Origin of the sequence: Ureibacillus sp. FSL K6-0786 (genome assembly GCF_037965165.1) — a bacterium.
GTDB classification, from domain to species: Bacteria; Bacillota; Bacilli; order Bacillales_A; family Planococcaceae; genus Ureibacillus; species Ureibacillus thermosphaericus.
This window is the reverse complement of record NZ_CP150191.1, coordinates 1,663,943-1,677,212: the sequence shown is the minus strand read 5'-3', so window position 1 is coordinate 1,677,212 and position 13,270 is coordinate 1,663,943. Positions and strand designations below refer to the sequence as shown.

Sequence of the window (13,270 nt, the reverse complement as noted above, 5' to 3'; positions counted from 1 at the left end):
AATTTATGTTATTTGAGTAGTTTTTTATTTTGAAATTCAAGATTTTATTCGCTTTTTATTTCCTCATCAACACCATTTGGCTCATCCATACTTTGGTCTTCATCGGTTTCTTCATCAACTGAATCTGATTGAGTTGGTGTTTTTGTAACATTAGCGCGTACAATAATTTTATCAGTTCCTAATTTAGTAGCTCCCTTCGGCAAGTTTAGGTCCACTTCATAATTTCCTGAGCGGTCAACCTTCGATACGTCAAATTCTACGACTAAAGACTTTAGGGAGTCAATAATAGATTTTGGACCAAACAATTCAATCGTCTTTGTATCTGTATTTAGTTCATTAATTACTACACCTTGTTGTGGTGTTCCTATTTGCCTGAGTGTGATTGGAATATCTCTGCTATATTCCTCCACTTCAACAGTCACATTAACCGTTTCTGGTTGAATAGATACATCTAGTTTATTTAAATTACTATCTAATACTTTGACATTCGCTTCTTGGGTAAAAGATTCCTTAATTCCTTCCGGTGCTGAAACTGTTGCTTTTACATAACTTATGTTTTCAATTATGCTCTTGGCACCTGTTACAATCACTTTACTCGGCTCAGCCATCATCGATTTTAACACATAACCTTCCGCAAACAATCGGTTATTGATTTCAGGATCTACCCTAAACTCTTGAGTTACTTTTTCTTCAATAACAACATCCACTACCTCTGGGTCAATTGTCACATTCAGTTTATCAGAAAAATTTTCATGCTGTATTGTAACTCTATGTTCACCAATTAACAATGAATTTAAGTCAACAAATACTTTAAAATCTTTTTGGAATTTTGTTTTTAACACAATTTGCATTGGGCCTTCAATTGTTACATCTACAGTTTCTGGCAACCCAGTAACAATTAAATTTTCGGAATCATAATAGACCTCTAAAGGAACATCCGTAATAATATCTACATGATTATTCGATGTAGATTCTTTTCCACCACCAGTTAATTCCGCTTTCACGTAAAAGAAGAGAAGAAACGCTAATATGAAGGCTGTTGCTCTCAACACCCATATATTATCAAAAAATTTATCCATGTTTTTTCCCCCTCCAAGTCCACTTAGAGGATGCGTCTAGTTCCATTTCTGGCCCAAACCATAATGTTCTAAGTAAAGATTCGAAATTTTCTAATGTGAGATTTCTATGTAGATTGCCATTCACTGCAATACTAACTGCACCTGTTTCTTCCGATACAACAACTACGATAGCATCTGTAACTTCACTTAACCCAAGAGCAGCTCGATGCCTTGTACCAAGTTCTTTTGATATCAATGTGCTTTCTGATAATGGTAAATAACATGCCGCTGCTGCTATTCGATCTTTTTGTACAATTACTGCTCCATCATGAAGTGGGGTATTTGGAATAAAAGTATTAATAATCAATTCTGACGTAATATGGGCATCAAGTCGAATACCTGTTTCGATATATTCGTTTAAGCCTGTTTCTTTTTCAATGGAAATGAGTGCACCAATTCGTCTTTTCGCCATATAACTTACAGCTTTTTTCATTGCTTCAATAAGACGCGCTTGTTCATCTTCCAATTGATTTACTGGACGTTGAAATAACCTACCGCGTCCAATTTGTTCAAGGGCTCTTCGAATTTCAGGTGTGAAAATAATAATAATCGCTAAAAATCCCCAATCAATTACTTCTTGGAGCATCCAGCCTAATGTATCCAAACCAAAGATTTCAGTTGCAATTCTTGCAATGATAATGACGAATAAACCTTTTAATAACTGAACGGCTTTCGTCCCTTTTATAAGGGTTAAAATTTTATATATAACGTACCAAACAAGTATGACGTCCAATAAACTAAAAATAATATTTACAGGAGTAAAGTCAGTAAATTGCTCAATTATATTCATGTGGCATCCCCCACTTAATTCACCAAATCAATAACAAAAAAACACATGCGATATAGTTTATGCATTTTTTATAAAAATAGTATATAAAAAATTCCATTTTTATAAATTTAAAAAATTCCCAATTATACTATCAACAAGTATATCATAATCAAATCCATAAAGCTTTTATAGTATTGACGAAACTTTTATATCAATTGTTTCTTTTTTTCTTTTCTTGTCTAAAAATATCGATTTTGATTAATAACAAAAAATTATCATCCATTTTCGGATGATAATTTTTTGTTTAAATCATTATTGTTTCAAAAGAAGAACATACTAGCAATGCTTCTTTGCCACTTTTCAGACATTACTTTCCTGAAGAATGCATGCATAGAAACTGTCTATATGTCCACGCCACATGTAAGATTACAGTTCTTTAAAAACACATTTAATTTTTGTTACATCTACTTGCTGCTGAACAATCCAATTCCTATTTTATTCTTCATCTTTTTCAAACAGTGTCACAAAGTCCGATGCCATTCGTTTAATCTCATACCATATCCATTCAAACACTTGATCGATTTCTTGAATCTGTCCCGATACAACTGCCGTAGATGCCATATACTCCCCATTAATGACGATTATATTGCCATCTACTTCTCCTTCAACTACAATATCTCCGTTTTTTACAACAATATCACCTTTTACGACTTCACCTTCAGGAACAATGACCGTTTGCCCTTCAACGATTAAGTTTGGTTGTTTCGTTACTGAAAATTTATCATCATTAAAACTTCCAAATAACGTTGCACTCATAAATAAAACAAACATTGCGGCCGCTACTAAAAATGGATGTCTTCTAAGCCATTTTTGCACGCCTACTCGACTTTTCGGTCTAGGCAGACGCTTCATTACCTTTTCCTCAAAATGTGGAGGTGCTGTAATATGCGCTGCACTTTTAATAAATGCAATCGTGTCACTCAGTTGATGCATATGTTGTTGACATTCCGTACATGTCTTCAAATGCTGTTTTAGCACTTGTTCGTGTTCACGGCTAATGTCGCCATCTAAATACTCGTGCATATAGTCAATAATGTGTTGTGGACACGTACTCATGCAATTCCCCTCCTACAATTTGTTAAGCTGCTTTCTTAACGCTTCACGACCTCTATGAATTCTAGTTTTCACCGTTCCCAAAGGCAAGTCAAGTATTTCACTTATTTCTTGAAGAGAACATTCTTCAATATATTTTAGTACTATCACCGTACGATATTTCTCAGGTAACCTGCTAATTTCATATTGGATGCGTTCTTGAAATTCCATTTGGAGAGCTACATCTTCAGGTAAATCTTCTTCATTTGCAATATGTGAATACATATTTAATCCATCAGTGCCATCTACCTCAGCATCTAAATAGTAATCTGGTTTTTTCTTACGAATTCGATCTATACACAGGTTCGTTGCTATGCGATAAAGCCAAGTTGAAAATTTCCTATTTTGATCGAACGTATGTAAATTAATATACGCCCGAACAAAAGCTTCTTGAGCAATATCTTCCGCCTCTTGCTTATTTCCAAGCATTCGATAACAAATTTGGTATAGCTTGTGCTGGTAGAGGCTCACAATATCTGAAAATGCGTTTTGATCACCTTTTAGCACTTGCTTTATTCTTTTGTTCACTAACGCATCCATGTGTTTCTCTCCACCTTTTTTGGCTTAACGTAATATACGAATGAATTCTTCACAAAGTTTCATTTTTATTTAAAATACAAAAAAAGAATTCTGACCCTAATAAAGTATAAAATACCAAATTTATCAAATAAATAGTGCATTTTACACTAATTTTTCGCCTAGCAACGACCCCATTAATGCTACCGCAGTATCAGCAGTTTTATTGCGCTCATCAAGAATTGGATTTACTTCCACAAATTCACATGAAGTAATAATTTTGGCCTCTTCCAACATTTCCATTGCTAAGTGGCTTTCTCGATAAGTAATTCCTCCAGGTACTGGCGTTCCTACTCCAGGTGTATAGATAGGGTCCAAAGCATCTAAATCAATGGAAATATGCACCCCATCAACTTCCCGCTCTCTTAAATATGCCACTGTTTCTTCTATTACTTTTGTCATACCCACTCGATCGATTTCATGCATTGTAAAAATTTTAATCCCCTTTTCTTTAATTAAAGCTCTTTCTCCCTCATCAATCGAACGAGCGCCTATAATGACCACATTTTCATATTTAATCGTTGGTGCATTTTTTGCGATATTAATTAATCGTTCATCACCAAGTCCAAGGTTTACCGCTAAAGGCATACCATGAATATTTCCGGAAGGAGTTGTTTCCGAAGTATTAATGTCTGTATGAGCATCAAACCAAATAACACCTAAATTGTTATAATGTTTTCTTATTCCAGCAATGGAACCGATAGAGATACTATGGTCTCCTCCAAGAATTACAGGAAATCTTCCTTGCTGAATAACTTCATCCACTTTGTCCGCTAATTTTTCACTAACCTCTAGAACTTCTTCTAAATTTAACAATTTCTTATCGCTAATCTCACTTTTTTTCGTTTTATGAACTGATACATTTCCTTCATCAATCACTTCATATCCTAATCTTTCTAATCTTTCAATTGCGCCAGCGTATCTCATCGCGCTTGGCCCCATATCTACCCCTCTACGTTGTTGACCATAATCTGATGGAACTCCTATAATTGATATTTTTTTTCTTTCCATAAAAACACCCCCTGATAAATTTAATTCTATAAGAGAATGATGGTTTGACTCAACTTGACAAAAAATTGTATAAATATACATAAAAAAACACAGAATATAGCGATTTCTTCATATAGAATGTATTTCAAAAATACGTTTTAACCAATCCATTAAACTTGTAAGCATGGAATTAAATTATAGTTTTTCGTGTACTCTTGACCTTTATACAATAAAAAAAATCCTTTACTCATTGAGTAAAGGATTGACTAGTTAAAATTATTTATTCGATTAACACTTTATTGAAGGGTAATATACAATCTTAAGCAATATTATTTTAGTGGCTGGGGTACCAGGATTCGAACCTGGGCATGACGGAATCAAAATCCGGTGCCTTACCGCTTGGCTATACCCCAATAAATGGTGGAGGGGGGCGGATTCGAACCGCCGAACCCAAAGGGAACGGATTTACAGTCCGTCGCGTTTAGCCACTTCGCTACCCCTCCAAATGTATATCCAAACAATATATGGTGGAGGATGACGGGATCGAACCGCCGACCCCCTGCTTGTAAGGCAGGTGCTCTCCCAGCTGAGCTAATCCTCCTAAATTAATAAAAAATAATGACCCGTACGGGATTCGAACCCGTGTTACCGCCGTGAAAGGGCGGTGTCTTAACCACTTGACCAACGGGCCATTGTCTCCTTAACAAGACAAGAATTATATTATCATGTATTACTGAACTATGCAATAGAAAAATTAAATTTTTTTCAAAAAAATTTATAACTACCTTAAAAGTATACTAATACCTTTAAGGTAGCCAATTCTATAATTGTAAATACTTCTTACCAAACAATTCTTTGTCGGCGCCGATTGCTTCTACCTTCTTTTATATCTTTTCCAGTGCCTAAATAATGTTCACTAATATTTTTATCTTCTAATAATGCCGATGCTTCACCTTTCATTACAACCCTACCATTTTCGATAATATATCCATAATGTGCTATAGAAAGGGCGATGTTAGCATTCTGTTCGACGACTAATATCGTCAAACCTTCTTCTTCGTTAATCTTTTTTATATTCTCAAAAATTTCCTTTACAAGCAATGGGGCAATGCCCAGTGATGGTTCATCAAGCAGTAATAATTTTGGTTTTGCCATAAGTCCTCTGCCAATGGCCAACATTTGTTGTTCTCCACCAGATAAGTAACCTGCTTTTCGATGTTCAAGCATTTTTAATTTTGGGAAATATTCATAAATCTTTTCAATGTCACTTTTAATTGAAGAGCGATCTTTTCTTGTATATGCTCCTGCATATAAATTTTCTTCCACCGTTAAATCTTTAAATATTCTACGACCTTCCATACACAAAAAGATTCCCTTTTTCACCAACTGATCGGGAGAAATATTGTTTATGATTTCTCCTTGAAATTCAATTGTTCCGTCCGTAATATGTCCGTCTTCTGCAGCCAATAAACCTGAAATGGCTTTTAAAGTTGTTGATTTCCCCGCACCATTACTGCCAAGCAGTGCAACTATTTGCCCTTCTTTAACATTAAGCGAAATTCCTCGCAATGCTAGAATCATTTTTTGATAAACCGCTTCTAAATTACTCACACGAAGCATTTTTTTATCTCCTTCCATCAATCGTTAAAGAGAAAAAGGGACAATAGAATGTTGTCCCTTTCATTAATTTTGATTTTTTCAATCTTTATAGCTGAAGTAATCAGTAATTGGCTCCCATTTTCCGTTTTTCACAATACCAAGTCGAGTCATTTCTGTACCAGCATGATTATCTGGAGCAAAGGATACATTTGCAGCTAAACCGCCTAAATCTAAGTTTTGAATGGATTCAAGACCTTCGCGAATTTGTGGTCCTGTTAAATCGCCTTCAGGATATTTTTCTGCAGCGATTTTAATTGCTTCAACCATAATTTTTGCTGCAACCCATCCTTGTACAAATTTTTGGTTAATATCATCAACTGTCTTACCTTTTGCATCTAAATATTCTTTGATCTCCGCCATACCAGGCATATCTTCATACGGGAATGCATGGGAAAGGATACCTATATATCCTTCTGCAACATCTGCACCTGCAATATCAATAATTCCTTCACCTGCTGCCCAGTTTAATCCGATAAATTGCGTATCAATGCCTAATGTTTTTGCATCACGTAAAATTGTAGATGTAGCTCCCCAAGTTTGTTGAATAATAGCATAATCTGGATTTTTCTTTTCCATATTTAACAATTGAGATTGAGCTTCTGTTGCTTGAACATCAATAACTTGTTCATCAACTACTTCCACTCCAACTTCTTTTGCATATTCTTTAATATCTTCAATTGGTGAACGCCCAAATGCTGTGTCATTGTAAAGCAATGCTAAAGTTGGAGCATCGTCTCCTTCATGGTTTTCAACAATCCATTTAAGAATTGCTCGTCCTTGATCTGAATAGGAAGCAGCTGTTAAGAAATTGTATGGACTTTCATTAATATTTTTCAAGTTTTCAGAGTAAGAAGCTGAAATAAATGGTAATTGGTCTGTAGCTACTTGCTGTCTTAAAGCTTCCGTGTCACCTGTACCCCAACCTAAAATAGCAACAGCCTTTTCCTTATCACGCAATTCTTGATAAATTTTTTGCGCTTCTGGAATTTGGTAGGCGTAATCTTTACCGATTAATTTTAGGTCAAGTCCTTCCACTCCGCCTTTCATTTCTAGATACTCAAAATATGCTTTTTCTCCTTCCGCATAAGGTGTTCCTACATCTCCAGTACCACCTGTGATATCATACAAACCTCCAACAACGACTGTGCGTTTGCCTCCACTATCGCTCGAATTCGATGAACTACCATCGTTTGAAGTGCTTGGATTTGCTGAGTCTCCACCTCCACAAGCTGAAAGGATGATGAGCAACACCCCTAGCATAATCCCCAAAAGTTGTTTGCTTTTCAAACCAAAATCCCCCTTTTTTATATAAAATTTATTAACTAACTTAATAAGAGAATGGCCAAACTCTGAAATAGTTTTTTATGTTATGCCAAATATGAGCTAAACCACCCGGTTCAAAAATTAAAAACAGAATAATCGCTAAACCGAAAACAAATTCTTTAAAGGCTGAGAATAATTGGTATAAGTTAGGCATGTATGCAGTTAACAAATCAACAATAGATGTTAGTCCAACAGGTAAAAGGGTAATGAATATAGCCCCTAAAATAGATCCTAAAATGCTTCCTAACCCACCAATCAACACCATGGCGAGGTATTGAATGGAAACATGGATATTGTATAGTTCAGGACTCACAATCATTGTGTAATGAGCTAATAATGCTCCTGCAATCCCAACGAAAAAGGAACTTATAATAAAGGCTAGTACTTTATAGTAGAATAAGTTAATCCCCATAATCTGCGCAGCAATATCTCGATCTCGAACAGCTAAAAAGGCTCGCCCGACTCTCGTTCTCAATAAATTCACCGAATATATGACGGTTAAAATCAAAATGATAATCGATAAATAATAATAAGATGCGTTAGACATGAAAGAATAGCTTCCGATACTAGGCCTGCTCAATACCATTCCTGCTGTTCCACCTGTGACGCTATCCCATCGGCTGATGATGAATGTAATAATCACTTGTGCTGCCAATGTGGCAATGGCTAAATATAACCCTTTTAGTCTTAAAGATGGAATTCCAAACAATCCTCCAACCAATGCTGTCACAATACCAGCTAGCGGGAGAGAAACCCAGAAACTTAAACCATAAGTTGTAGTGAGTATCGCTGTTGTATATCCTCCTACCCCTAAAAATGCACCAACTCCGATAGAGATTTGTCCAGTAAATCCGGTTAAAATGTTTAAGCCAATTGCACCGATAGCGGAAATAGCACAAAGGGTAAGAAGCCCTACCCAATAATTCGATACGTAGAGCGGTAATGTTAGTAAAATGATGAACAAAAAAAGCCATTTTACGATTTCACTCTTCGTTCCAAAGAGTTTCATATCATCTTTATAGGATGTTTTGTAATTTCCACATTCTCTTACAAACAAATTCCTCAACAACGTCACACCCTCTCAATACCACGGCTACCAAACAAGCCATGTGGTTTTAACATTAGGATTAATAGAACCACAATAAATGGCACTACATCTTTTAATCCTCCTCCTACGAGAGGATCTAAATAACCTCCTGCCAAGTTTTGTATAATGCCAATGAGAAAACCTCCAATAATTGCCCCCATTACACTATCAAGTCCTCCAAGAATCACAACCGGTAATACTGTTAAACCAATTGCTGACATAGTAGGGCTAACTCCATTAATATTTCCAAGCAATATTCCTCCTATTGCGGCTACCATGGAGGCAATCATCCAAGTCATCGCTAAAACGAACTTTACGCTCATCCCCATGGATAATGCAGCTTGTCGATCGTCTGCAACCGCACGCATCGCTAGACCAATTTTGGAGTATTTGAAAAAAATTGAAAAAATAACTAATAAAATCATGACAATAATAAAGGACCATAAATAGACTGGTGTAATTATGATTCCTCCTATATTCAGCGGCGTCTGCGGGAACACCGGTGGAAAAGTTCTAGTTGTATGTCCCCAAATAATATGAACAGCACCAGCTAGTAAACTTGATAATCCTAGTGTTGCCATAATGACAGAAATTGTCGGTGCATTTTGTAATTGCCGAATGACTAGTCGCTCAACGACTAACCCTAAAAATGCACTAAATAATAACGTCCCTATAAATGCAACAAGGAAAGGCACGTTTAAAGCCGTCATAATGACTAAACAAACATATGGTCCAAATAATACAAATTCACCATTAGCTAGGTTTAGCGCTCCACTGGCTCGGTAAATCAAAACAAAACCGAGAGCTACAAGACCATAAATACTACCAACGACAATTCCATTAATAAGCATTTGCAAGAAGAACATCCTCAGGCACCTCCAAATTCTGCTCCAATTGAACGATGCGCAATGGAATCTCCTCTACTGGTTCTGTTTCCGATATGCGCACTTGAATCAATTGATTATTTGAATACATTGCATCGATTAGCTCTTTATAAGCATTTTCAACGAAATTCCTTCGAATTTTTAATGTTCTTGTCAGTTCTCCTGCATCTGCTGAAAATTGTTTGTGTAAAATGATAAATCGCTTTACCCGTTCTTGTGGAGGTAATTCCTCCATTAACCTTTTTACTTCTTGTTGAATTAATTCAATCACTCTATTATTTACTGATAAATCAGAAAATTCTGTATATACTATGCGCTCTTTAGCCGCCCATCTTCCAACAGTAGTCATATCGATATTAATAAGTGCAGATAAAAATGGACGATTTTTTCCAAACACAATCGCTTCTTGAATATATGGACTGGACTTTAATATATTTTCAATTTTGTGAGGATAAATTTCTCCTTTTGGCATGACGATCACATCTTCTTTTCTATCCAAAATATAGAGATGACCATCCTTATCAATGAAACCTTTATCTCCAAGGGAAATCCATCCATCAATCACCAATTCCTGATGTTCTTCGTTTAAATATCTAGAGAAAATGGCATTGTTTTTTAAATATACTAGTCCATCTTCTCCAATTTTTACTTCCGTATTTGGAAGCGCCATACCAGAACTGCCCACTTTGATATCATCATCTCGTTGAACAATGGCAATTCCCGCTACTTCTGTTCCACCATACGTCTGCTTCACATTTACACCGATGCTATGATAAAAATATAATGCTTCAGGGTGCAATGCTGCTCCTGCAACATATGCTCTTCTCGTTCTCGCTAAACCTAAATGATCGCGAATTGCACTAAAAATAATGACATCTCCAAGGAAGTACATAAAACGTTCAAATGCAGTAAGCTGGAGATTCTCCAACTTTGCCTTTGCGCGCTTATCACCATATTTTTTAAATAGTTGATATACTTTTCTTTTGAACCAACTAGCTCCTTCCATACGAACTTGAACATTTGACATGATCGATTGATACACTCTCGGAGAAGCAATTATTGTTTGTGGTCCAATTTCTCTTAAATCACCAATAACTGTATCCGAACGTTCAGGGAAATTTACTGTCAACCCAATAACTAAAGGAACCACAATCCCCATAATTTGCTCATGTATCCAAGCAAGCGGGAGAAATGAAAAATAATCATCCGTTTTTTTCATTTCATCTAGTTGAGTTAAATTTTTGGCTGCTTCAATTAGTTGATAATGGGTGTATACGGCTGCTTTTGGGTTTCCACTTGTTGCGGCACTGTAGGAAATAAGCGCTTCTCTTTGCTCTTCTAAAAGGCAAATCTGTTCTTCGAAAAAATTCGGATGTTCTTTTAATCGTTCTGCACCAATATTCAGTAATTCTTCCAAGTAAATTAGTTTTGGGTGACGATAATGTCTTAAACCTCGAGCATCATAATAAACAATATGTTCTATGAATGGGACTTCATTTTCAATTGCTAATAATTTATCCACTTGCTCCTTATCTTCAACAATGACGATTCTCGGTCTTGTATCATTCAAATAAAATCGAATTTGCTCTGGTAAAGATTCTTGATAAATTCCTACTGATATTCCACCAATTGTCTGTGCTGCAAGCTGAGCATATAGCCATTGTGGTTTATTTTCCCCTATAATGGCTAGCGTTTCCCCTTCTTTAAAATCATAATGTTTCTGTAAAGCAATCGATAATCTCTTTACATTCTCTAAGTAATGGCTCCACGTGATTTCTTTCCATATTCCCAATTGTTTCTGTCTAAAAGCTACTCCTAAAGATTCGATTTTCGCTCGTTCAAATAAAAGTGACGGTAACGTGACCGTTGTTACCATGTTTTTCCTCCTTCAAATAACTGTTTCTTCTCCAATATAAGCTTTTATTACATCTGGATTTTCTCTTACTTCCTTAGGTGTTCCAAAACCTATGCGTTTCCCAAAATCCAACACTGCGATGTGATTAGATAAGCTCATTACAACACCTAAATCATGTTCAATAAGTACTACTGTAATTTTCATGACTTCATGCATATCTAATATAAATTGAGACATTCTTTCTTTTTCGGCACCATTCATCCCAGCCATTGGTTCGTCCAATAAAATCAGCTCGGGATTTAAGGCTAACGCTCGGCCTACTTCTACTCTCTTTTGTAGTCCATATGGAAGAGTGCCAACTGGTTTATGTCGAATATCCTGTAACTCTAAAAACTCTATTACTTCTTCTACTTTTTCACGATGTTCTATTTCTTCTTTTGATGCTTTACCAACATAAATTCCACCACTAAACACACCTGATTTCATTAATGTATGTCTACCTAATTTAATATTGTCCAATACTGACATATGCGCAAATAACGCAATATTTTGGAAAGCCCGTGCAATTCCAAGGGTTGTTCGTTCATAAGGTTTCATATTAGTTATATCTTTCCCTTTATAGCGGATTGAGCCGCTTGTTGGATGATACAATCCACTAATACAATTCAACATGCTTGTCTTTCCCGCACCATTTGGACCTATAAGTGAGAATATTTCTCCTTCGTTAATATGAAATGAAACTTGATCTAAAGCTTTCACTCCTCCAAAGTGTAATGAAACATTTTCTATCTCCAATATCGGCCCCAATAAAGTTCCCCCTTTTAGTTTATTAGTTACATTAGCAGTTAATAGATGAGATGTTTTGTATAATATACTAATCTTTTTTCTTATTTATGAATAAAATTTTCTAATTTTTGAGATTTTTTATAACAAAATACCCCCTTACTTTTTATTAGTAAGAGGGTATAAAATATTAAATTATTCTAATATGATATTTTAGTCATATGGAACATTAATAGTGTTGTGCTGATTTAAGAAAATTGTTTTATCATAAAATAAATAAACTATTCTTCTATTATAAAATTTTTCCTACTTGTATACTTTATATTGTATTGTAAACATGGAAACTGTATTTAAAAATAATAGATGTTTTGCTGAGGAATTTGGAATATATCTAATAGAATGGTGTTAACGATATTGTAAGAAAATTGATAGAGGCATTGTTATTGTAAAAATGCAAAAAAAATGGCTCCGAAGGTAGGATTCGAACCTACGACCAATCGGTTAACAGCCGATTGCTCTACCACTGAGCTACTTCGGAACAATGAAAAATTTATAATGTTATTGCATACAAAATATATTATATCCATTTTTATCATTTTTACAAGTGGATTATTATATTTTTTTGCCGCTAAATGTTATTTTGCTCTCATCTTTTAAACCGTTAGATTTTTACTTGCGAAATAAGCACCACTTTGCCGTGGTATTATGGAAAAGCAACGTCCTACCCTCACAAGGGGGGCCCCTTTCTACCATCGGCGTTAACTCCGAAGCACGTTGACCGGCGAATTTCTGTGTCAGCTTCCCGCAGTCCGGTGCTCGTACACTGTATCTTCTCTTTTTTATTGAAATTAAATGTTATATATGCTTTTTCTTTTGTAGTGTTTCTTTAGTTGTACTGCGGTTTATTGAACTCGAGTGGACTTTTTGTCCTTGTTGTTATTTTCAATTAAATGCTGTAAATATTAACTATTTATTGTTTTTTTAAACCGTTGGGTTTTCACTTGTGAAATTGGCATTTTACAGTGGCATATTAAAAAACAACGTCCTACTCTCACAAGGAGGGTCCCTTTCTAC

At 35.5% G+C, this 13,270-nt stretch carries 11 protein-coding genes and 5 tRNA genes; all 16 read right to left on the bottom strand.

The window, feature by feature from the left end; translation table 11 throughout:
• Positions 1–44: 44 nt before the first annotated feature.
• A complete protein-coding gene (locus NSQ18_RS08185) occupies positions 45–1,079 on the bottom strand; it encodes a CdaR family protein (RefSeq protein ID WP_168412074.1) in 1,035 nt (344 codons plus the stop codon).
• Positions 1,072–1,908 (bottom strand): diadenylate cyclase CdaA, encoded by an 837-nt coding sequence (gene cdaA, locus NSQ18_RS08180; protein ID WP_016839588.1) that lies wholly within the window; start codon positions 1,906–1,908, stop codon positions 1,072–1,074. Before cdaA ends, NSQ18_RS08185 begins: the two co-directional genes overlap by 8 nt.
• A gap of 474 nt (positions 1,909–2,382) precedes the next feature.
• Entirely contained in the window at positions 2,383–3,003 is a 621-nt protein-coding gene (locus NSQ18_RS08175) for an anti-sigma factor (protein ID WP_016839644.1), read from the bottom strand.
• A 12-nt stretch (positions 3,004–3,015) separates the two neighbouring features.
• Positions 3,016–3,579 carry an RNA polymerase sigma factor SigW gene (gene sigW, locus NSQ18_RS08170; protein ID WP_016839643.1) on the bottom strand — a complete coding sequence of 188 codons (564 nt, stop codon included), beginning with the start codon at positions 3,577–3,579 and terminating at the stop codon, positions 3,016–3,018.
• A gap of 141 nt (positions 3,580–3,720) precedes the next feature.
• A complete protein-coding gene (rocF, locus tag NSQ18_RS08165; RefSeq protein ID WP_016839642.1) occupies positions 3,721–4,626 on the bottom strand; it encodes an arginase in 906 nt (301 codons plus the stop codon).
• A 317-nt stretch (positions 4,627–4,943) separates the two neighbouring features.
• Positions 4,944–5,018: transfer RNA gene (locus NSQ18_RS08160), tRNA-Gln, on the bottom strand.
• Between the two features lie 5 nt (positions 5,019–5,023).
• Positions 5,024–5,108: transfer RNA gene (locus NSQ18_RS08155), tRNA-Tyr, on the bottom strand.
• 22 nt (positions 5,109–5,130) lie between these two features.
• Positions 5,131–5,206: transfer RNA gene (locus NSQ18_RS08150), tRNA-Val, on the bottom strand.
• Between the two features lie 18 nt (positions 5,207–5,224).
• Positions 5,225–5,296, bottom strand: a tRNA-Glu gene (locus NSQ18_RS08145).
• A 149-nt stretch (positions 5,297–5,445) separates the two neighbouring features.
• Positions 5,446–6,225: an ABC transporter ATP-binding protein gene (locus tag NSQ18_RS08140; RefSeq protein WP_016839641.1), complete on the bottom strand. Its 780-nt coding sequence runs from the start codon at positions 6,223–6,225 to the stop codon at positions 5,446–5,448.
• Positions 6,226–6,303: 78 nt separating this feature from the next.
• Positions 6,304–7,524, bottom strand: a complete 1,221-nt coding sequence (locus NSQ18_RS08135; protein WP_040764918.1) for an ABC transporter substrate-binding protein — start codon at positions 7,522–7,524, stop codon at positions 6,304–6,306.
• Positions 7,525–7,591: 67 nt separating this feature from the next.
• Entirely contained in the window at positions 7,592–8,653 is a 1,062-nt protein-coding gene (locus tag NSQ18_RS08130; protein WP_026019165.1) for a branched-chain amino acid ABC transporter permease, read from the bottom strand.
• Positions 8,654–8,658: 5 nt separating this feature from the next.
• On the bottom strand, positions 8,659–9,540 hold the full coding sequence (locus NSQ18_RS08125) for a branched-chain amino acid ABC transporter permease (RefSeq protein ID WP_016839638.1): 882 nt from the start codon (positions 9,538–9,540) through the stop codon (positions 8,659–8,661).
• Positions 9,515–11,434, bottom strand: a complete 1,920-nt coding sequence (locus NSQ18_RS08120; RefSeq protein ID WP_339287657.1) for an AMP-binding protein — start codon at positions 11,432–11,434, stop codon at positions 9,515–9,517. The genes NSQ18_RS08125 and NSQ18_RS08120 overlap by 26 nt, the downstream gene beginning before the upstream one ends.
• 12 nt (positions 11,435–11,446) lie before the next feature.
• On the bottom strand, positions 11,447–12,220 hold the full coding sequence (locus NSQ18_RS08115; RefSeq protein ID WP_016839636.1) for an ABC transporter ATP-binding protein: 774 nt from the start codon (positions 12,218–12,220) through the stop codon (positions 11,447–11,449).
• A gap of 439 nt (positions 12,221–12,659) precedes the next feature.
• Positions 12,660–12,734 (bottom strand) — tRNA-Asn (locus NSQ18_RS08110).
• Between the last annotated feature and the right edge of the window lie 536 nt (positions 12,735–13,270).

Bases quoted from the DNA above. Each gene is read 5' to 3' on its own strand.
- NSQ18_RS08185 (WP_168412074.1), bottom strand. From the start codon at position 1,079: ATGGATAAATTTTTTGATAATATATGGGTGTTGAGAGCAACAGCCTTC.
- cdaA (WP_016839588.1), bottom strand. From the start codon at position 1,908: ATGAATATAATTGAGCAATTTACTGACTTTACTCCTGTAAATATTATT.
- NSQ18_RS08175 (WP_016839644.1), bottom strand. From the start codon at position 3,003: ATGAGTACGTGTCCACAACACATTATTGACTATATGCACGAGTATTTA.
- sigW (WP_016839643.1), bottom strand. From the start codon at position 3,579: ATGGATGCGTTAGTGAACAAAAGAATAAAGCAAGTGCTAAAAGGTGAT.
- rocF (WP_016839642.1), bottom strand. From the start codon at position 4,626: ATGGAAAGAAAAAAAATATCAATTATAGGAGTTCCATCAGATTATGGT.
- NSQ18_RS08140 (WP_016839641.1), bottom strand. From the start codon at position 6,225: ATGCTTCGTGTGAGTAATTTAGAAGCGGTTTATCAAAAAATGATTCTA.
- NSQ18_RS08135 (WP_040764918.1), bottom strand. From the start codon at position 7,524: ATGCTAGGGGTGTTGCTCATCATCCTTTCAGCTTGTGGAGGTGGAGAC.
- NSQ18_RS08125 (WP_016839638.1), bottom strand. From the start codon at position 9,540: ATGTTCTTCTTGCAAATGCTTATTAATGGAATTGTCGTTGGTAGTATT.
- NSQ18_RS08120 (WP_339287657.1), bottom strand. From the start codon at position 11,434: ATGGTAACAACGGTCACGTTACCGTCACTTTTATTTGAACGAGCGAAA.